Below are 20,892 nucleotides of genomic sequence, written 5' to 3' on the forward strand. Positions count from 1 at the left end.
CAAAGTCAGGAATTTACTCAACCAAATTGCTTTCAGGTTGCCTATACTCCACCCAGGACTAAGAGAGGAAGCGCATCATGAGTACACCATTGTTAATTGCCCGGACGCTGGAAAAAGAGCTGTATTTATTGCCCGCGATGGCGAACCGCCACGGTCTGATCACCGGAGCGACCGGAACGGGGAAAACCGTCACCCTGCAAAAACTGGCGGAGTCGCTTTCGGAGATTGGCGTTCCGGTCTTTATGGCTGACGTGAAAGGCGATTTAACCGGTGTGGCTCAGGAAGGGACGGCCTCTGAAAAACTGCTCGAACGGCTGAAGAATATTGGCATCACGGACTGGACGCCGCATAACAATCCGGTGGTGGTGTGGGATATCTTTGGTGAGAAAGGCCACCCGGTGCGCGCCACCGTCTCCGATCTCGGCCCGCTGCTGCTGGCCCGTCTGCTTAACCTCAACGACGTGCAGTCCGGCGTGCTGAATATCATCTTCCGCATTGCTGACGATCAGGGACTGCTGCTGCTTGATTTCAAAGATCTGCGCGCCATTACCCAGTACATCGGCGATAACGCCAAATCCTTCCAGAACCAGTACGGCAATATCAGCAGCGCCTCGGTGGGTGCCATTCAGCGTGGGTTGCTGACCCTGGAGCAACAGGGGGCCGAACACTTCTTCGGCGAGCCGATGCTGGATATCAAAGACTGGATGCGCACCGACAGCAGCGGCAAAGGCATCATCAACATTCTGAGCTCCGAGAAGCTCTACCAGATGCCAAAGCTCTACGCCGCCAGCCTGCTGTGGATGCTCTCTGAGCTTTACGAGCAGTTACCCGAAGCAGGCGATCTGGATAAACCGAAGCTGGTCTTCTTCTTCGACGAAGCGCACCTGCTGTTCAACGACGCACCGCAGGTCCTGCTGGATAAAATTGAACAGGTCATCCGCCTGATCCGCTCCAAAGGCGTTGGCGTCTGGTTTGTCTCGCAAAACTCCTCGGATATCCCGGATAACGTGCTCGGCCAGCTTGGTAACCGCGTGCAGCACGCCCTGCGCGCCTTTACGCCGAAGGATCAGAAAGCGGTGAAAGCCGCCGCGCAAACCATGCGCGCCAATCCTGCCTTTGATACCGAAGCGGCGATTCAGGCGTTGGGCACCGGTGAAGCGCTGATCTCATTCCTTGATGCGAAGGGCAGCCCGTCCGTAGTGGAGCGCGCCATGGTAATCGCGCCCTGCTCGCGCATGGGGCCGGTTACCGACGATGAACGTAACGGCCTGATTAACCACTCTCCGGTTTACGGGAAGTACGAAGACGAGGTGGATCGCGAGTCCGCGTTCGAAATGCTGCAAAAAGGGGTGCAGGCGACCACCGAATCGCAGGATGCGCCTGCCGCTAAAGGACAGTCCGTCGCGGTAGATGACGGCATTCTGGGCGGGCTGAAAGACATCCTGTTCGGCAGCACCGGGCCGCGCGGCGGCAAGCGCGACGGCGTGGTACAAACCATGGCGAAAAGCGCGGCGCGACAGGTCACCAATCAGATAGTGCGCGGCATGCTGGGAAGTTTGTTAGGCGGCCGTCGCCGGTAATCGGGGAACCCACGGGCGGCCAAGCGCCGACCCCTGTACGCCGTTCTCCTGCAGATAGCGGTCGATTTCCAGCATCCCCGTCCAGCGGTTCTCACACCATAGCGGTGCCAGAAGCGTTGGACGGCGGGCGCTGGCCGAGATGCGGTGGTAGACAATTTCAGGCGGCGTGTGGCGAATCATCTCCCCCGCCGTCACCGTATAGTCCTCTAGCGCAATACCGCTTAACCGCCCCGCTTCCCAGGCTTTCGCCATAATGCTTCCCGTAACAATATGCAGAGGGTGCAGCTTAATGCCGTCCACGCCGGTCTCAACCACCTTTTCCAGCGTTTCAAGGCCATGCTGTTGACCTTCACCGGGTAACCCAACAATCAGGTGCGAACAGACCTTCAGCCCCCGCTCGCGGGCCAGGCGCGTGGTGCGCTGGTAGCAGGCGAAATCATGGCCGCGATTGATACGGTGCAGGGTTTTGTCGTGCGCGGTCTGCAGGCCCAGCTCCAGCCAGATCTCGTAGCCTTGCTCTTTGTACTCGCTGAGCAGGTCCAGCACCGCGTCCGGCACACAGTCCGGGCGCGTGCCCACGCACAGCCCAACGATGTTAGCCTGGCTGACGGCCTGCTGGTACATCGAGCGCAGCACCTGGACCTCCGCCCACGTGCTGGTGTAGGCCTGGAAATAGGCCAGATATTGCTTCGCGCGGTTTACCAGGCTCGCCTGATGGGCGAGCTGTTCAGCGATAGATTTATGCTGCTGGGCTTCGTCAGCAAAGGACGCAACGTTACAGAAGGTGCAGCCGCCGCGCCCGATGGTGCCATCGCGATTCGGGCAGCTAAACCCGCCGTGCAGCGTCAGCTTATGAACCTTTTGCCCGTACCGCTGCAAAAGATCCCCACCAAACATATTGACTAATTTCTGTAACTGCATAATCTGATAGACCGCCCCGGAGAAAGGGGACAAGCCTGCCACTTTTAGCCTCTGTCGGCGATGACCTGGATCAATCGCCCTGGACGGCCTTTATCTATATGAATAAATACTCAGGATTACTGCAATTTCATTCACGCTATCCGTGATTACTTTTCCTTATGTTCTGATTGTTTTTTTCATTTATAGCGCCACCACTGAAAAACAGTGGCTTTATGCGGGTTTGCAGCCAATGCCAGATTATTATTCTGCTATAAAACTGCTATTCAGCACGCTACATTGATAATACCGCTTTCATATAGTGAGTCAGATCACACTCCGCTACGTCCTGCCAGGGCATGCAATCAATGTAAAAATAGTTAAATACCCTTTAATTACAATAGCATAAACTCTCTTTAGCACATTTTTGTATAAATAAGATTGCCATTTGACCTGTGTACCAATTCCCGATAAGTTGGAAATCCGCTGGAAGCTTTCTGGATGAGCGGCCTGCTCATCATATTTATGCAGTAATTGAGATTCCCTCTGAAGCAAGTCCTCAAACTTGTTTACCTGCGCGAAAGGATGAAAAAGAGGGCGAATGCGAGGTCCGCGTATGAAACGCAAACCCCGTCGCCATGCTCTTTCTGTGCCTGTGCGCCACGGTTAAGTTCAGTGGGAAGCCCGACGAGCCTGGGGAGGTTCACTGATATGTTGTACGATAAATCCCTTGAGAAGGATAACTGTGGTTTCGGCCTGATCGCCCACATAGAAGGCGAACCTAGCCACAAGGTAGTGCGTACTGCTATTCACGCACTGGCCCGAATGCAGCACCGTGGCGCGATTCTTGCCGATGGTAAAACCGGCGACGGTTGCGGCCTGCTGCTGCAAAAACCGGATCGTTTCTTCCGCATCGTGGCGGAAGAGCGCGGCTGGCGTTTAGCCAAAAACTACGCTGTCGGCATGCTGTTCCTGAACCAGGATCCTGAAAAGGCTGCCGCCTCACGCCGCATCGTCGAAGAAGAACTTCAGCGTGAAACCCTGTCGATTGTCGGCTGGCGCAATGTGCCAACCAACGAAGGGGTGCTCGGTGAAATCGCCCTCTCCTCGCTGCCTCGTATCGAACAAATTTTTGTTAATGCGCCTGCGGGCTGGCGTCCGCGCGATATGGAACGCCGTCTGTTTATCGCCCGCCGCCGCATTGAAAAACGTCTCCAGGACGATAAAGAGTTCTACGTTTGTAGTCTCTCTAACCTGGTGAACATCTATAAAGGTCTGTGTATGCCGGCTGACCTGCCGCGCTTCTACCTGGACCTGGCGGACCTGCGTCTGGAATCGGCCATTTGCCTGTTCCACCAGCGCTTCTCTACCAACACCGTTCCTCGCTGGCCGCTGGCTCAGCCGTTCCGCTACCTGGCGCACAACGGCGAGATCAACACCATCACCGGTAACCGCCAGTGGGCCCGCGCTCGTACCTATAAGTTCCAGACCCCGCTGATCCCTGACCTGCACGATGCCGCGCCGTTCGTGAACGAAACCGGCTCGGACTCCAGCTCAATGGATAACATGCTTGAACTGCTGCTGGCCGGCGGGATGGACATCGTGCGCGCCATGCGTCTGCTTGTGCCGCCGGCATGGCAGAACAACCCGGATATGGACCCTGAGCTGCGCGCCTTCTTCGACTTTAACTCCATGCACATGGAGCCGTGGGACGGCCCGGCGGGCATCGTCATGTCCGACGGACGTTTCGCTGCCTGTAACCTGGACCGTAACGGTCTGCGTCCGGCGCGCTACGTCATCACCAAAGACAAGCTCATCACCTGCGCCTCTGAAGTTGGTATCTGGGATTACCAGCCTGACGAAGTGGTCGAGAAAGGCCGCGTCGGTCCGGGTGAGCTGATGGTTATCGACACCCGCGGCGGGCGCATTCTGCACTCAGCCGAAACCGATCACGATCTGAAAAGCCGCCATCCGTACAAAGAGTGGATGGAAAAGAACGTGCGTCGCCTCGTGCCGTTCGAAGATTTATCGGATGAAGAAGTGGGTCGTCGCGAACTGGACGACGATGCGCTTGCGAGCTTCCAGAAACAGTTTAACTACAGCGCGGAAGAGCTGGACTCTGTTATTCGCGTCCTGGGTGAAAACGGCCAGGAAGCGGTCGGCTCTATGGGTGACGATACCCCGTTTGCCGTGCTCTCCAGCCAGCCGCGCATCATTTACGATTACTTCCGTCAGCAGTTCGCGCAGGTCACCAACCCGCCGATCGACCCGCTGCGTGAAGCGCACGTGATGTCGCTGGCGACCAGCATCGGTCGCGAGATGAACGTCTTCTGCGAAGCAGAAGGCCAGGCGCACCGTCTGACCTTTAAATCGCCGATCCTGCTGTACTCCGATTTCAAACAGCTCACCACCATGAAAGAGGAGCACTACCGCGCCGACACGCTCGATATTACTTTCGACGTGAACGACGCGAGCCTCGAAGAGACGGTGAATGCGCTGTGTGACAAAGCCGAACAGATGGTGCGTAACGGTACCGTTCTGCTGGTGTTGTCCGACCGTAATATCGCGAAAAACCGTCTGCCGGTGCCTGCCCCGATGGCGGTGGGCGCTATCCAGACGCGTCTGGTCGACAAGAGCCTGCGCTGCGACGCCAACATCATTGTCGAAACCGCCAGCGCCCGCGACCCGCACCACTTTGCCGTGCTGTTAGGCTTTGGTGCGACGGCGATCTACCCGTACCTGGCCTACGAAACGCTGGCCCGCCTGGTGGATACCCGCGCGATCGACAAAGACTACCGCGCGGTAATGCTGAACTACCGTAACGGCATCAACAAAGGTCTGTACAAGATCATGTCCAAAATGGGCATCTCGACCATTGCCTCCTACCGCTGTTCGAAGCTGTTTGAAGCGGTCGGCCTGCATGACGAGGTCGCCAACCTCTGCTTCCAGGGCGTGGTCAGCCGCATCGGCGGCGCTGGTTTTGCTGACTTCCAGCAGGATCTGGTGAACCTGTCCAAACGCGCCTGGCTGGCACGTAAGCCGCTGGATCAGGGCGGTCTGCTGAAATACGTTCACGGTGGCGAATACCACGCATACAACCCGGACGTGGTGCGCACGCTGCAGCAGGCGGTTCAGAGCGGCGAATACAGTGATTACCAGCAGTACGCTGAGCTGGTAAATAACCGTCCGGCGGCAACGCTGCGCGATCTCATTGCTCTGAACCCGGGTGATGAAGCGGTCAGCATTGACGAGGTTGAGCCTGCATCCGAACTGTTCAAACGCTTCGATACCGCGGCGATGTCCATCGGCGCGCTTAGCCCGGAAGCCCACGAAGCGCTAGCGGAAGCCATGAACAGCATCGGCGGCAACTCCAACTCCGGCGAGGGCGGTGAAGACCCTGCACGTTACGGTACTAACAAAGTCTCCCGTATCAAGCAGGTGGCATCCGGTCGTTTTGGCGTAACGCCTGCGTACCTGGTCAACGCCGACGTGATCCAGATTAAAGTTGCTCAGGGCGCTAAACCGGGCGAAGGCGGTCAGCTACCGGGTGATAAAGTTACCCCGTACATCGCCAAACTGCGCTATTCCGTGCCGGGCGTGACGCTGATCTCCCCGCCGCCGCACCACGATATTTACTCTATCGAGGACTTAGCGCAGCTGATTTTCGACCTGAAGCAGGTCAACCCGAAGGCGATGATCTCCGTGAAGCTGGTTTCCGAACCGGGCGTCGGCACCATCGCTACCGGCGTGGCGAAAGCCTATGCGGATCTCATCACCATCGCTGGCTACGACGGCGGTACTGGTGCAAGCCCGCTCTCCTCCGTGAAATATGCGGGCTGTCCTTGGGAGCTTGGCCTGGTGGAAACCCAGCAGGCGCTGGTGGCTAACGGTCTGCGTCACAAGATCCGTCTGCAGGTGGACGGTGGCCTGAAAACCGGCCTCGACATCATCAAAGCGGCGATTCTGGGCGCGGAAAGCTTCGGCTTCGGCACCGGCCCGATGGTTGCGCTCGGCTGTAAATACCTGCGTATTTGCCACCTGAACAACTGCGCAACGGGCGTTGCGACCCAGGACGAGAAGCTGCGTAAGAATCACTACCACGGCCTGCCGTTCAAAGTGACCAACTACTTTGACTTCATCGCCCGCGAAACCCGCGAGCTGATGGCGCAGCTGGGCGTGAAACGCCTGGTGGACCTGATTGGCCGTACCGACCTGCTGAAAGAGCTGGACGGTTTCACGGCGAAGCAGCAGAAGCTTGAGCTGTCTAAGCTGCTGGAAACCGCGCAGCCGCACCCTGGCAAAGCGGTCTACTGCACCGAGAACAACCCGCCGTTTGATAACGGCGTGCTGAACGCGCAGCTGCTGCAGCAGGCGAAACCGTACGTGGACGACAAGCAGAGCAAAACGTTCTGGTTTGATATCCGCAACACCGACCGTTCAGTCGGTGCGTCGCTCTCCGGCTACATCGCGCAGACGCACGGCGATCAGGGACTGGCAGCAGATCCGATTACCGCGCACTTCAGCGGGACCGCGGGTCAGAGCTTCGGCGTGTGGAACGCAGGCGGCGTTGAGCTGTATCTGACCGGCGATGCCAACGACTACGTCGGCAAAGGCATGGCGGGCGGTCTGCTGGCGGTGCGTCCTCCGGTAGGCTCAGCCTTCCGCAGCCATGAAGCCAGCATCATCGGTAACACCTGCCTGTACGGCGCGACCGGCGGTCGTCTGTTTGCCGCGGGCCGTGCGGGCGAGCGTTTCGCGGTGCGTAACTCCGGTGCTATTACCGTGGTGGAAGGCATTGGCGATAACGGTTGTGAATACATGACGGGCGGGATTGTTTGCGTTCTGGGTAAAACCGGCGTGAACTTCGGCGCAGGCATGACGGGCGGTTTTGCGTACGTCCTGGATGAAGACGGTGAGTTCCGCAAACGCGTGAACCCGGAGCTGGTGGAAGTGCTGGACGTTGATACCCTGGCTATTCACGAAGAACACCTGCGCGGTTTGATTACCGAACACGTGCAGCATACCGGTTCTTCGCGCGGCGAAGAGATCCTGGCGAACTGGCCGGCGTTCTCTGCGAAATTCGCGCTGGTTAAGCCGAAGTCCAGCGATGTTAAAGCCCTGTTGGGTCACCGTAGTCGTAGCGCAGCAGAGCTGCGCGTGCAGGCGCAGTAAGGAATTCAGATGAGCCAGAACGTATACCAGTTTATCGACCTGCAGCGTGTTGATCCGCCAAAGAAACCGCTGAAGATCCGTAAAATTGAATTTGTTGAAATCTACGAGCCGTTTTCAGAAGGCCAGGCCAAAGCACAGGCAGACCGCTGCCTGTCCTGCGGTAACCCTTACTGCGAATGGAAATGTCCGGTACACAACTACATCCCGAACTGGCTGAAGCTGGCCAATGAAGGACGTATTTTTGAAGCCGCCGAGCTGTCTCACCAGACCAACACCCTGCCGGAAGTGTGCGGCCGCGTGTGTCCTCAGGACCGCCTGTGCGAAGGCTCCTGTACGCTGAACGACGAGTTTGGCGCGGTGACCATCGGTAACATTGAGCGCTATATCAACGATAAAGCGTTCGAGATGGGCTGGCGTCCGGATATGACCGGCGTGAAGCAAACCGACAAGCGCGTGGCCATCATCGGTGCGGGCCCGGCGGGCCTGGCCTGTGCGGACGTGCTGACCCGCAACGGCGTGAAGGCGGTGGTCTTTGACCGTCATCCGGAAATCGGCGGTCTGCTGACCTTCGGTATCCCGGCCTTCAAGCTGGAAAAAGAGGTCATGACCCGTCGCCGTGAAATCTTCACCGGCATGGGCATTGAGTTCAAACTGAACGTGGAAGTGGGCCGCGACGTGCAGCTCGACGACCTGCTGAAGGATTACGACGCCGTGTTCCTCGGCGTCGGCACCTATCAGTCCATGCGCGGCGGTCTGGAGAACGAAGATGCGCCGGGCGTGTACGACGCGCTGCCGTTCCTGATTGCCAACACCAAGCAGATTATGGGCTACGGCGAAACCGCCGAAGAACCTTTCGTCAGCATGGAAGGCAAACGCGTAGTGGTGCTGGGCGGTGGTGATACCGCGATGGACTGCGTGCGTACGTCTATTCGTCAGAACGCGGCACACGTGATCTGCGCCTACCGTCGTGACGAAGAGAACATGCCGGGCTCTAAACGCGAAGTGAAAAACGCGCGTGAAGAGGGCGTGGAGTTCCAGTTCAACATCCAGCCTCTGGGTATTGAAGTGAATGCTAACGGTAAAGTGAGCGGCGTGAAGATGGCGCGCACTGAGATGGGGGCACCGGATGCGAAAGGCCGTCGTCGCGCCGAGATCGTCGCCGGTTCTGAGCACGTGATCCCGGCCGATGCCGTGGTGATGGCGTTCGGTTTCCGTCCTCACAGCATGGAGTGGCTGGCGAAGCACAGCGTCGAGCTGGATTCTCAGGGCCGCGTAATCGCGCCAGAAGGCAGCGATAATGCGTTCCAGACCAGTAACCCGAAAATCTTCGCCGGCGGCGATATCGTTCGCGGTTCTGACCTGGTGGTGACGGCGATTGCCGAAGGGCGTAAAGCGGCTGACGGGATACTGAACTACCTGGAAGTGTAAAAAAACAGGCCCGATTGGGCCTGTTTTTTTATTTCACGACGCGAAGAGCCGGACGACCACCGCGCGGAGGCGGATCGTCATCAGGGTCATTGTCGTCGTGACGATCGGGTTTATCGCCATCAATAAGTGACATCACCGTGTCGCTTTCGCGCTCATCGGATGCGTTGTCATCATTCAGGCTGGCAACATCTTCATCATACGCCGCTTCCGGCTCGAACATGGTACCTGCACCGTTTTCACGCGCATAGATAGCCAGCACCGCTGCCAGCGGTACGGAGACCACGCGCGGCACGCCGCCGAAACGCGCATTGAAGCGCACTTCATCGTTTGCCAGCTCCAGGTTACCCACCGCACGCGGGGCTATGTTCAGTACGATTTGCCCGTCACGCGCGTATTCCATAGGAACCTGCACGCCCGGCAACGTCACATCCACAACCAGGTGCGGCGTGAGCTGGTTATCCAGCAGCCATTCATAGAAGGCGCGCAGCAGATACGGACGGCGTGGGGTAAGTTGTGACATTTCCACAGTCATTAGCCTCGGCCGAGACGCATTTCACGTTCCGGTTCAGTTAAAGATGCCAGGAAAGAGTCGCGTTCAAATACGCGAGTCATGTAGCCCTTCAGCTCTTTCGCGCCAGGGCCGCTGAACTCAACGCCCAGCGTAGGCAGACGCCACAGCAGCGGAGCCAGGTAGCAATCCACCAGGCTGAACTCGTCGCTCAGGAAGAACGGTTTCTGACCAAACACAGGGGCGATTGCCAGCAGCTCTTCACGCAGTTGCTTACGCGCAGCGTCGGCCTCAGAAGCGGAACCGCTGACGATAACGTTCATCAGAGAGTACCAGTCTTTTTCGATACGCTGCATGTACAGGCGGCTTTCACCACGCGCGACAGGGTAAACAGGCATCAGTGGCGGATGCGGGAAACGCTCATCCAGATATTCCATAATGATACGGGATTCCCACAGGGTCAGCTCGCGATCCACCAGCGTCGGTACGCTTTGGCTCGGGTTGAGATCGATCAGATCCTGAGGCGGGTTATCCTTTTCCACATGCTCGATCTCAAAACTGACACCCTTCTCGGCCAGCACGATACGAACCTGATGGCTATAAATGTCAGTAGGACCAGAAAACAGCGTCATTACCGAACGTTTGTTGGCAGCGACAGCCATGAAAACCTCCAGGTATATTCAGAATTTTTACTGCTACCAGCCCAACAGGGGCCAGCCAGATGTTGTATCGCCCATCCCAGAGAAAACACATTGTTCAAGAAACGAACAAAAACCGAGTATTCACCGATATTTGGGCAGAAAATTGGATGATAGTTTACCAGATTTTGATGGCTTTGTGGTGAGGGGATTCTGGAAATGTGGAAAAAGAGAAGATATATGCATGGAGATTGTGGATAACCTGCGCATTATCCATAAAAAAACCCGCCGAAGCGGGTTTTTCGCCAATCGTTCTGCGTAAGCAGAATGGATTAACGTTTGGAGAACTGTGGACGACGACGTGCTTTACGCAGACCCACTTTCTTACGTTCAACCTGACGCGCGTCACGAGTAACGAAGCCAGCTTTACGCAGTTCAGAACGCAGGGATTCGTCGTACTCCATCAGAGCGCGGGTGATACCGTGACGGATCGCACCTGCCTGACCGGAGATACCACCACCTTTAACGGTGATGTACAGATCCAGTTTTTCTACCATGTCAACCAGTTCCAGCGGCTGGCGAACTACCATGCGGGCAGTTTCGCGACCGAAGTATTGTTCCAGAGAACGCTGGTTGATTACGATTTTACCACTGCCCGGTTTGATGAAAACGCGAGCTGCGGAACTTTTGCGGCGACCAGTGCCGTAGTATTGATTTTCAGCCATTGCCTATAATCCCGATTAGATGTCAAGAACTTGCGGTTGCTGTGCCGCGTGGTTGTGCTCGTTGCCTGCGTAAACTTTCAGTTTACGGAACATAGCACGACCCAGCGGGCCTTTTGGCAGCATGCCTTTAACCGCGATTTCAATCACACGCTCAGGACGGCGAGCAATCATCTCTTCAAAGGTCGCTTCTTTGATACCACCGATGTGGCCGGTGTGGTGATAGTACACTTTGTCAGTACGCTTGTTGCCGGTAACAGCAACTTTATCAGCGTTCAGAACGATGATGTAATCACCGGTATCAACGTGCGGAGTGTATTCCGCTTTATGCTTACCGCGCAGGCGACGAGCCAGTTCAGTAGCCAGACGGCCCAGAGTTTTACCGGTCGCGTCAACAACATACCAGTCGCGCTGTACGGTTTCTGGTTTAGCTGTAAAAGTTTTCATTAAAAGCTTACCCAAATAATAAGTTACACGTTGGTGAACACCCAAACGTTTAGTCAGTTGAGGTTCACACGACAAAGTCCGGCAAACCTACCCCTTCGAATAGCTAATGCCGACACATAGAAAGTTTCGGGAAAAAAACCTTCTCGTAACGTGGGGTCGCAAGATTATAGAGAAGTTGAGGTCAAAGATCGACCCTTAAATGTGATTTGGAATGGGTTTTTCGGGGTTAAGTATTGTGCGGTCTGGTGCCCTCACCCCCGGCCCCTCTCCCACAGGGAGAGGGTGGCATTTATTAACGTCTGGTACCCTCACCCCCAGCCCCTCTCCCACAGGGAGGGGGTGGCGTTTGTTACGGCATATGCTCCAGCTTCAGGTATTCCTCGCTCTGCATCTCCTGCAGGCGCGACAGGCAGCGCTGGAACTCAAACTTCAGCCGCTCGCCCTGGTAAATCTCATATAAAGGTACCTCGGCGCTGACCACCAGCTTGACGTGGCGCTCATAAAACTCGTCCACCAGCGCAATAAAGCGCCGTGCTTCACTCTCCATCAGCCGCGTCATTACCGGTACATCCAGCACCATCACGGTGTGGAACAGTCGCGAAAGCGCAATGTAGTCGTGCTGGCTGCGGGCATCCACGCAAAGCGTCGTAAAGGAGACCGCCAGCGTTTGGTTTTCGACACCGAGGGTGGGCAGCGGGCGATGGTTAATCTCGAGTTCCGGGGCGTGCTCGCGTTTTGTTCCCGCCAGCGCCAGCCAAAGTGCATCCATCTCGCGGGTGGTCTCTGCATTTAATGGCGAAAGCCACAGGTGCGCCTGGGTCAGCGTGCGCAGACGATAATCGACGCCGGCATCGACGTTCATGATGTCACAATGCTGTTTGATAGCATCGATGGCGGGCAGGAAGCGTGCCCGCTGCAAGCCGTTACGATAGAGCTCATCCGGCGGGATATTCGACGTGGCCACCAGCGTGATACCGCGGGCAAATAACGCTTTCATCAGGCCGCCTAACAGCATGGCATCGGTGATGTCAGACACAAAAAACTCATCGAAACAGAGCACGTCCGTTTCCGCCTTGAACCTGTCGGCCACAATCTCCAGCGGATCGCTCTTGCCCTGCAGTGCGGTCAGCTCTTCATGCACCCGCAGCATAAAACGATGGAAGTGCAGACGCTGTTTACGTGCGCCAGGCAGGCTCTGGTAGAACATGTCCATCAGCCAGGTTTTACCACGTCCGACCCCGCCCCACATATAGAGACCGCGAACCGGCGCATAAGCCTGTGGCGCTTTTTTACCGAGCAACCGCCCAAATGCCGCCTTTAGCCCACCGTTCTGTTCAACTTCAGCGGGTTTTGCCGTCAGCTCCTGATAAATCATCTCCAGACGGTTTACCGCCTCACGTTGGACGTCATCAGGCTGATGAGTGCCCTCGTTAAGGGCCTGTTGATATCGCGATGCAGGGGACAGGTTTTGCATAATCTTATTGTTATTCCTTCAATTAACGCTCACCAGCAGACGTGACTGATGAAAAAAAGGCCGTTCTACACTACGCGATGATACGTCAGGATTCCACTTCTGCAGAAATAGCGGTTATAGTGGCATTATCAGGCACAGGCAGGAGCCGAGCCAACACCCTACGGAACAACAAGACAACGGGAGAAGTTCATGACCTGGGAATATGCGCTAATCGGTTTAGTCGTCGGCATCGTCATCGGTGCTGTGGCCATGCGTTTCGGTAATCGCAAATTGCGTCAGCAGCAGTCACTGCAGTACGAACTGGAAAAGAACAAAGCCGAGCTGGAAGAGTATCGTGAAGAGCTGGTCAGCCATTTTGCCCGTAGCGCAGAGCTGCTGGACAATATGGCGACCGACTATCGTCAGCTGTATCAACATATGGCAAAAAGCTCCAGCAGCCTGCTGCCGGAAATGACCGCGGAAACCAACCCGTTCCGCAACCGTCTGGCTGACTCTGAAGCCGGTAACGATCAGGCGCCCGTTCAGATGCCTCGCGACTATTCCGATGGCGCGTCCGGCCTGCTGCGCGGCGGTGTAAAACGCGATTAATCGCACAACCTGAATTTATTTTACGGGCGCAGCGATTGCGCCCGTCCTTTCTTGATGACCCCAGCTATCATTTAGTTAAACACCTCATTGTTCAGCGGTTTAAAATTCAATAACATCAACGTGTTTTTGGGGCCGTTTTTCCTTTATTCCAGGTTACGAGAGTCAACATCGATGAAGAAAAAAAACCAGCTGTTGAGCGCTATCGCGTTAAGTGTCGGGTTATCTCTCTCGGCGTCCGTCCCTGTATTCGCCGCCATTCCCTCCCAGGTGCCTGGTCAGGCGGCCATTCCAAGCCTCGCGCCAATGCTGGAAAAAGTGTTGCCTGCGGTCGTCAGCGTTCAGGTCGAGGGCACCGCAGTACAAAGCCAACGCGTCCCTGAAGAACTGAAAAAATATTTTGGCGATGAGGCTCCTGACCAGCAGGCTCAGCCTTTTGAAGGCCTGGGCTCAGGCGTCATTATTGATGCAGCAAAAGGCTATATCCTGACCAACAATCACGTCATCAGCCAGGCCGATAAAATCAGCGTCCAGCTGAACGATGGCCGTGAATTTGATGCCAAACTGATTGGCGGCGATGACCAGAGCGACATCGCGCTATTGCAGGTTCAAAACCCAAGCAACCTGACCCAGATTGCCATCGCGGATTCCGACAAACTGCGGGTCGGCGATTTTGCCGTCGCCGTGGGCAACCCCTTTGGCTTAGGGCAAACCGCCACCTCCGGGATTGTCTCTGCGCTCGGGCGCAGCGGCCTCAATCTCGAAGGGCTGGAAAACTTTATCCAGACCGATGCCTCAATCAACCGTGGGAACTCCGGTGGAGCATTGCTTAACCTTAACGGCGAGCTGATTGGAATCAACACGGCGATTCTGGCACCGGGCGGCGGCAGCATCGGGATCGGTTTTGCCATCCCCAGCAATATGGCCAAAACGCTGGCGCAGCAGCTCATCCAGTTCGGTGAAATCAAACGCGGGCTGCTGGGTATAAAAGGGATGGAGATGAGCGCGGATATCGCAAAAGCGTTCAACATCAACGTACAGCGCGGGGCGTTTGTCAGTGAAGTGCTGCCAAACTCCGGCTCGGCAAAAGCGGGCGTGAAGTCGGGTGATGTGATCGTCAGCCTGAACGACAAACCGCTGAGCAGCTTTGCAGAACTGCGTTCACGGATTGCCACAACGGAACCTGGCGCCAAAGTGAAGCTGGGCCTGATACGTGACGGTAAGCCGCTTGACGTTGAAGTGACGCTGGATAAGAGCACCTCTTCCTCGGCCAGTGCGGAGCTTATCGCCCCGGCGCTGCAAGGGGCTACCTTGAGCGACGGGCAGCTGAAAGACGGTACGAAAGGCATTAGCATCGACACCGTCGAGAAGAGCAGCCCTGCCGCACAGGCTGGATTGCATCAGGATGACGTGATCATCGGTGTAAACCGCAATCGCGTGCAGTCCATTGCCGAACTGCGCAAGGTGCTGGAAAGTAAACCGGCGGTGATTGCCCTGCAGGTCATGCGTGGCAATGAGTCCATCTATATTCTGTTGCGCTAAGCATTTGCGACCCGGACATCACCGCTGCGTGTGATGTCCGGATAACTCATGTTATGCTGCAAATCGTTCCTTTTTTAACGACACGCGCATCATGCTTTTAAAGCTCTTACGTTCTATTGTCATCGGTTTGATTGTCGCTGGCCTACTGCTGCTGGCGCTGCCGTCTTTACGTCAGTTCAATAAACTGTCGGCTCCCCAGTTCGATAGCACGGATGAAACGCCGGCCACCTATAACGGGGCCGTCCGCCGTGCCGCACCTGCCGTGGTAAATGTCTATAACCGTGGTCTGAATACCTCAGCCCACAACCAGCTGGAGATCCGTACCCTCGGCTCTGGCGTGATCATGGACGAGCGCGGCTACATTATTACCAACAAGCACGTGATTAACGATGCCGACCAGATTATCGTCGCTCTGCAGGATGGCCGCGTGTTTGAGGCGTTACTCGTTGGGTCTGACAGCCTTACCGACCTGGCCGTCCTTAAAATTAACGCGACGGGCGGTTTGCCGGTTATACCGATAAACCGTAAGCGCACCCCGCATATTGGTGACGTCGTAATGGCTATCGGCAACCCTTACAACCTCGGCCAGACCATCACTCAGGGGATTATCAGCGCGACAGGTCGTATTGGTCTGAACCCCTCCGGGCGACAGAACTTCCTGCAAACCGATGCCTCAATTAACCACGGTAACTCCGGTGGGGCGCTGGTCAACTCGCTGGGCGAACTGATGGGCATCAACACCCTCTCGTTCGATAAGAGTAACGACGGTGAGACACCGGAAGGGATCGGCTTTGCCATTCCGTTCCAGCTGGCGACCAAAATTATGGATAAGCTGATCCGCGATGGCCGCGTGATCCGCGGCTATATCGGTATTGGCGGGCGCGAGATAGCACCGATGCATACCCAGGGCGGCGGTATCGATCAGATTCAGGGCATCGTGGTTAACGAGGTGGCGCCGGGTGGTCCGGCGGCCAACGCGGGGATTCAGGTCAATGATGTCATCGTGTCGGTCAACGGCACGCCAGCGGTCTCTGCGCTGGAGACGATGGATCAGGTGGCTGAAATTCGCCCGGGCTCTATTATTCCTGTCGAAGTCATGCGCAACGATAAGAAACTAACGCTCCACGTAACCATTCAGGAATACCCGGCCACGAACTGACAGGCATAAAAAAACGGAGCGATACGCTCCGTTTTTTTACCGGGAGACGGTTCGTTTTACTTGTTAACGAACTCTTCGCCCAGGGTGATATCTTTCTTCAGCGTATCCAGCATGCCTTCCATCGCGTGTTTTTCAAACGCGCTCAGGGTACCAATGGATTTACGCTCTTCGATACCGTTTTTACCCAGCAGCAGCGGCTGAGAGAAGAAGCGAGCGTGTTCGCCATCGCCTTCAACGTAAGCGCATTCAACAACGCCTTTCTCGCCCTGCAGAGCACGAACCAATGACAGACCAAAACGCGCAGCCGCCTGGCCCATAGACAGGGTTGCAGAACCGCCACCCGCCTTCGCTTCTACCACTTCGGTACCCGCGTTCTGGATGCGTTTGGTCAGGTCAGCCACTTCCTGCTCGGTGAAGCTTACGCCAGGGATCTGGGACAGCAGAGGCAGGATGGTGACGCCAGAGTGACCGCCGATTACCGGAACTTCCACTTCTGTTGGCTGCTTGCCTTTCAGCTCAGCAACAAAGGTGTTGGAACGGATGATATCCAGTGTGGTCACGCCGAACAGTTTGTTTTTGTCGTAAACACCCGCTTTCTTCAGCACTTCTGCCGCGATAGCTACGGTGGTGTTCACCGGGTTAGTGATGATACCGATGCATGCTTTCGGGCAGATTTCTGCAATCTGCTGCACCAGGTTTTTCACGATGCCCGCGTTGACGTTGAACAGGTCTGAACGATCCATGCCTGGCTTACGCGCCACGCCTGCAGAAATCAGCACCACGTCGGCACCCTGAAGTGCAGGACGTGCATCTTCACCGGAGAAGCCTTTGATTTTTACAGCGGTCGGGATGTGGCTCAGGTCAACCGCCACACCTGGGGTTACCGGAGCAATATCGTACAGGGAGAGTTCTGAGCCTGAAGGCAGTTGGGTTTTCAGTAGTAGGGCAAGCGCCTGGCCGATACCACCAGCAGCGCCGAGGACTGCGACTTTCATCCTAAACTCCTTATTATGGTTAACTTAAGTATCTGTAAATCCGTTGCGGCGACCATAATTCAGCAAGTAAATAATTACAATTTTCGTAGCTAAAGAATTTGAGGTCACGCGACTTTATCTCTCACCAGAAGACTATCTGACGACAGAGGGCAACGCTTTAAGAGGTGGTTACAATACACCCTGCCACGCCACCAAAACAACATCATTTTGATAACATTTAATTTACTTTTAAGCTTATTTGCGCGGCGTGACCCAGGCATGTTTTCTGATAACGAAATCTGATAAAATCACTCCCTTTCATAACATTATTTCAGCCTGGCGCTGAGTAGATAATTTGCATAAAAATTCATCCACATGCATAATAATGTTGTTTCTATCGTCATATTCCGGGTGACTTATGCGAAGCTCGTCTAAGCAAGAAGAATTAGTAAAGGCGTTTAAAGCGCTACTTAAAGAAGAGAAATTCAGTTCTCAGGGAGAAATTGTTCAGGCGCTGCAGGAACAAGGCTTCGATAACATCAATCAGTCGAAAGTCTCCCGCATGTTAACGAAATTTGGCGCGGTGCGTACCCGTAACGCCAAGATGGAGATGGTCTATTGCCTGCCGGCAGAACTTGGCGTGCCGACCACCTCCAGCCCGCTCAAGAATCTGGTTCTGGATATCGATCATAACGATGCCGTCGTGGTGATCCACACAAGCCCTGGTGCCGCACAGCTGATTGCCCGCATGCTGGACTCGCTGGGTAAAACGGAGGGTATCCTCGGGACTATCGCTGGCGATGACACCATCTTTACCACACCGGCTAGCGGTTTCTCCGTGAAAGATCTCCACGAAGCGATTCTGGTTCTGTTCGAACAGGAACTCTAATCCCCTCTCCCCGTAGCGCCGCTGCGGGGATCGTTCTGCTTCCGCTGCGTTTCCCCCTCTTTTCCACTGCCCTTCACTTTGACAAATAGTGCTTTTTACCACCTATTAACATTCATCTGGTGAATGTTAAATCAAAAAATCGCACAAAAAATCAAAAGCTCATATCCATATGATTTAATTAGATATAACCATCAATCACGAACAAAAAACGCTCAATATTATGCAATTTGGTTATAAAAAACAGACTGGTTAACACGTAATAACAATGGAAACCATTAGTCTGGTATTAATTTTTTCCGTTATTAGTGTATACTTGATTTTGTGATGAGGGTCACGAAACAAGACCCCACTAAAAAATTCGACGAGGTAAGAATCATGAAACTCAAATCAACTGTAGCGGCGCTGAGCGTCCTGTCTGTCCTGTCATTCGGTGCTTTCGCGGCTGACGCTATCAATGCTGACCAGGCGCAATCCCGCCAGGCCATCGGTACGGTTTCTGTCGGCGCGGTCGGCACATCGCCAATGGACATGCATGAGATGCTGAACAAAAAAGCGGAAGAACAGGGTGCATCATCCTATCGCATCATCGAAGCGCGTTCTGGTGACCACTGGCACGCCACCGCTGAGCTGTACAAATAAGTTTTAGTAATAACTGAAAACGTAAATCTCCACTCAACGGCACCAGGCATAAAAATAGCGGTTCAACCCTTCTCGCCGTTGAGTAAAAAACCCTATTCAGGAGTAAAGACTATGAAAAGCAAATTGATCATCGCAACCCTCGGTCTGGCATCTGTTCTCTCTTTCGGCGCAAGCGCAGCCGTACAGCAGGTGAATGCCGACCAGGCACAAAATCTACAGCGTATGGGCAGCATCTCCGTAACGTCTGTCACCGGTTCACCGATGGATATTCGTCACGAACTTGCCGCCAAAGCTGAAAAAGCAGGCGCCACCAGCTATCGCGTCACCGAACTGAATCAGGGTGACCATTGGCATGCAACGGCAGAGCTGTATAAATAAACCCTCGTCGTATCTCATCATACGACTTGCCCCTGGCCTCATGGTCAGGGGCTTTTTTCATTCAATGCCGCGCGTTAAAGCGCAGCTGCCCTTCAAGCTCTTCTTCCGCTTCATCAAACAGCAATATCAGCGCGCCAAAACGTCTGCGAAGCTTGTCGGGCAAATGGATGAACTCAATTTCCAGCGGTAGCGGCAACTGACTGCCGGTGACCACGTCCCACAGCGTATCCAGATTCGTCACGCTTTCCCGTTCAAGATCAAACACCCGGATAAATTCACGGTAGAAGTCTTCCTGACTGTCGATCTCGTCAAAATCAAACGTATAGGTTTTCATTGCCAGCCACCCAGTCCAGGCGAGCGGCAGATGCCGCCCTGTCTATTATAATCCCCCAATATGCAGGGTTTTAACTTCCAGATACTCTTCCAGCCCCAGCACGGAGCCCTCTCGTCCAAGGCCTGACTCTTTCACGCCGCCAAAGGGACCGAGCTCCGTGGAGACGGCGCACTCGTTAATGCCGATCATCCCGCTCTCGATGGCCTGAGAAACGCGGAAGACCCGTGAGAGGTTCTGGGTATAGAAGTACGCCGCCAGCCCATAGGGCGTGTTGTTGGCGCGCTGGATGACTTCGTCTTCCGAGGTGAAACGGAAGCACGCCGCCACCGGGCCAAACGTCTCCTCTTCTGCCAGCTTCATGCCTTCATGGCAGTCGCCCAGTACGGTTGGCATCCAGAAATTCCCGCCAAGCGGATGAGGCTTGCCTCCTGCCAGTACGGTTGCGCCCCGGGCAACGGCATCGTCGACATGCTCACGCACCTTGTTGACCGCAGAAGGTTCAATCAGCGGCCCGACGACCACCCCCTCCTCAAGACCATTACCCACCTTCAGGGCATTCACCGCATCGGCGAGCTTATTCACAAATTTGTCGTAGACGGTTTCCTGAATATAAAAACGGTTCACGCTGACGCAGACCTGCCCGGCATTGCGGAACTTGTTGGCGATCGCTCCCTTAACCGCTGCGTCGATGTCCGCATCCTCAAAAACGATATACGGGGCATTTCCCCCCAGCTCCATCGAGACTTTTTTCATGGTTTCTGCGGCGTTACGCACCAGCGTTTTGCCGACGGAGGTTGAACCGGTAAAGGAGATTTTACGCACGTCGCGGCTTGCCATGATTGCATCGCTGATTTCATGCGTATTCCCGGCCACGGCATTGAGCACGCCGTCGGGCACACCGGCCTGTTTCGCCAGCGTAAGCAGCGCAAAGGCGCTGAGCGGCGTGTTATTGGCCGGTTTGATCACACCGGTGCATCCTGCTGCCAGCGCCGGGCCTAACTTGCGGGTGAGCATGGCCATCGGGAAGTTCCACGGCGTAATCGCCGCGACCACGCCAATGGGTTCACGGGTCGCCAGTATGCGTGAGCCGGGTTTGATCGGCGGAATAATTTCACCGTTCGCGCGTTTGGCCTCTTCGGCAAACCACTGGATAAAGCTGGCAGCGTACTCGACTTCTCCCTCCGCCTCTTTCAGGGGTTTACCCTGTTCGGTGGTCATTAACCGCCCGAGCCAGCTTTTATTCTCAATAATCAGTTCGTACCAGCGGTAGAGAATGGCCGAGCGTTCCTTCGCGGTTTTGGCACGCCATGCCGGGAAGGCTTTGGTTGCCGCTGCGATCGCTTCTTCAGTTTGCGCTTTACCCGCTTTCGCAACTTTCGCGATTACCTCACCGGTCGCGGGGTTCAGCACATCAAAGGTTGTATCCAGCGTTTTCCAGATTCCGTTGACCAGATAACCGGTCTGAAAAAGGATGTGGTCCTGAAGCGCCTGGGTCGTCATGTGTTCTCCCTTTCTGAAATGTAAGA

At 55.3% G+C, this 20,892-nt stretch carries 18 protein-coding genes; 9 read left to right on the forward strand and 9 right to left on the reverse strand.

Annotated elements, in window-relative coordinates:
• Positions 1–77 precede the first annotated feature (77 nt).
• Complete coding sequence (locus N037_RS06230) at positions 78–1,580, forward strand: helicase HerA-like C-terminal domain-containing protein (protein ID WP_032639734.1); 1,503 nt, start codon at positions 78–80, stop codon at positions 1,578–1,580.
• Here N037_RS06230 and N037_RS06235 read toward each other — a convergent pair.
• Complete coding sequence (locus N037_RS06235; protein WP_156369710.1) at positions 1,560–2,501, reverse strand: TIGR01212 family radical SAM protein; 942 nt, start codon at positions 2,499–2,501, stop codon at positions 1,560–1,562. The two genes, N037_RS06230 and N037_RS06235, sit on opposite strands and share 21 nt — an antisense overlap.
• Before the next feature lie 687 nt (positions 2,502–3,188).
• Between N037_RS06235 and gltB the strand changes: the two genes are divergently transcribed.
• Both gltB and gltD read left to right on the forward strand, forming a co-directional pair.
• Positions 3,189–7,649 carry a glutamate synthase large subunit gene (gene gltB / locus N037_RS06240; protein ID WP_032639738.1) on the forward strand — a complete coding sequence of 1,487 codons (4,461 nt, stop codon included), beginning with the start codon at positions 3,189–3,191 and terminating at the stop codon, positions 7,647–7,649.
• Positions 7,650–7,658: 9 nt separating this feature from the next.
• On the forward strand, positions 7,659–9,077 hold the full coding sequence (gene gltD / locus N037_RS06245; protein WP_023333622.1) for a glutamate synthase subunit GltD: 1,419 nt from the start codon (positions 7,659–7,661) through the stop codon (positions 9,075–9,077).
• Between the two features lie 28 nt (positions 9,078–9,105).
• Here gltD and sspB read toward each other — a convergent pair whose 3' ends face one another.
• The 5 genes from sspB to zapE form a co-directional block, all read right to left on the reverse strand.
• A complete protein-coding gene (gene sspB, locus N037_RS06250) occupies positions 9,106–9,603 on the reverse strand; it encodes a ClpXP protease specificity-enhancing factor (RefSeq protein ID WP_032639781.1) in 498 nt (165 codons plus the stop codon).
• 5 nt (positions 9,604–9,608) lie between these two features.
• Positions 9,609–10,247, reverse strand: coding sequence for a stringent starvation protein SspA (gene sspA, locus N037_RS06255; protein WP_023333624.1), 639 nt, complete (start codon positions 10,245–10,247; stop codon positions 9,609–9,611).
• Between the two features lie 308 nt (positions 10,248–10,555).
• Entirely contained in the window at positions 10,556–10,948 is a 393-nt protein-coding gene (gene rpsI, locus N037_RS06260; protein WP_003860436.1) for a 30S ribosomal protein S9, read from the reverse strand.
• Between the two features lie 15 nt (positions 10,949–10,963).
• Positions 10,964–11,392 carry a 50S ribosomal protein L13 gene (rplM, locus tag N037_RS06265; RefSeq protein ID WP_006178824.1) on the reverse strand — a complete coding sequence of 143 codons (429 nt, stop codon included), beginning with the start codon at positions 11,390–11,392 and terminating at the stop codon, positions 10,964–10,966.
• Positions 11,393–11,741: 349 nt separating this feature from the next.
• Positions 11,742–12,866 (reverse strand): cell division protein ZapE, encoded by a 1,125-nt coding sequence (gene zapE / locus N037_RS06270; protein ID WP_032639740.1) that lies wholly within the window; start codon positions 12,864–12,866, stop codon positions 11,742–11,744.
• 189 nt (positions 12,867–13,055) lie between these two features.
• On the opposite strand from zapE, the gene zapG reads away from it, so the two are divergent.
• The 3 genes from zapG (at position 13,056) to degS (ending at position 16,152) form a co-directional block, all read left to right on the forward strand.
• A complete protein-coding gene (zapG, locus tag N037_RS06275) occupies positions 13,056–13,454 on the forward strand; it encodes a Z-ring associated protein ZapG (RefSeq protein ID WP_008502832.1) in 399 nt (132 codons plus the stop codon).
• Between the two features lie 171 nt (positions 13,455–13,625).
• Positions 13,626–14,993 (forward strand): serine endoprotease DegQ, encoded by a 1,368-nt coding sequence (gene degQ / locus N037_RS06280; RefSeq protein WP_032639742.1) that lies wholly within the window; start codon positions 13,626–13,628, stop codon positions 14,991–14,993.
• A gap of 91 nt (positions 14,994–15,084) precedes the next feature.
• Positions 15,085–16,152: an outer membrane-stress sensor serine endopeptidase DegS gene (gene degS, locus N037_RS06285; protein ID WP_023333627.1), complete on the forward strand. Its 1,068-nt coding sequence runs from the start codon at positions 15,085–15,087 to the stop codon at positions 16,150–16,152.
• A gap of 56 nt (positions 16,153–16,208) precedes the next feature.
• On the opposite strand, the gene mdh is transcribed toward degS, so the two are convergent.
• Complete coding sequence (gene mdh, locus N037_RS06290; RefSeq protein WP_023333628.1) at positions 16,209–17,147, reverse strand: malate dehydrogenase; 939 nt, start codon at positions 17,145–17,147, stop codon at positions 16,209–16,211.
• Positions 17,148–17,544: 397 nt separating this feature from the next.
• Between mdh and argR the strand changes: the two genes are divergently transcribed.
• The 3 genes from argR (at position 17,545) to yhcN (N037_RS06305) (ending at position 19,032) form a co-directional block, all read left to right on the forward strand.
• Positions 17,545–18,015: a transcriptional regulator ArgR gene (gene argR / locus N037_RS06295; protein ID WP_023309388.1), complete on the forward strand. Its 471-nt coding sequence runs from the start codon at positions 17,545–17,547 to the stop codon at positions 18,013–18,015.
• Positions 18,016–18,390: 375 nt separating this feature from the next.
• Positions 18,391–18,654: a peroxide/acid stress response protein YhcN gene (gene yhcN, locus N037_RS06300; protein ID WP_032639744.1), complete on the forward strand. Its 264-nt coding sequence runs from the start codon at positions 18,391–18,393 to the stop codon at positions 18,652–18,654.
• A gap of 111 nt (positions 18,655–18,765) precedes the next feature.
• The gene (gene yhcN, locus N037_RS06305) at positions 18,766–19,032 is read left to right on the forward strand and encodes a peroxide/acid stress response protein YhcN (RefSeq protein WP_032639746.1); all 267 of its coding nucleotides are present in this window, start codon (positions 18,766–18,768) and stop codon (positions 19,030–19,032) included.
• Positions 19,033–19,093: 61 nt separating this feature from the next.
• On the opposite strand, the gene N037_RS06310 is transcribed toward yhcN (N037_RS06305), so the two are convergent.
• Positions 19,094–19,366, reverse strand: a complete 273-nt coding sequence (locus N037_RS06310) for a barstar family protein (RefSeq protein ID WP_032639748.1) — start codon at positions 19,364–19,366, stop codon at positions 19,094–19,096.
• Positions 19,367–19,411: 45 nt separating this feature from the next.
• The gene (locus tag N037_RS06315) at positions 19,412–20,866 is read right to left on the reverse strand and encodes an NAD-dependent succinate-semialdehyde dehydrogenase (RefSeq protein WP_023333632.1); all 1,455 of its coding nucleotides are present in this window, start codon (positions 20,864–20,866) and stop codon (positions 19,412–19,414) included.
• Positions 20,867–20,892 lie beyond the last annotated feature (26 nt).

Source organism: Enterobacter sp. EGD-HP1 (assembly GCF_000733275.2).
Taxonomy (GTDB): domain Bacteria; phylum Pseudomonadota; class Gammaproteobacteria; order Enterobacterales; family Enterobacteriaceae; genus Enterobacter.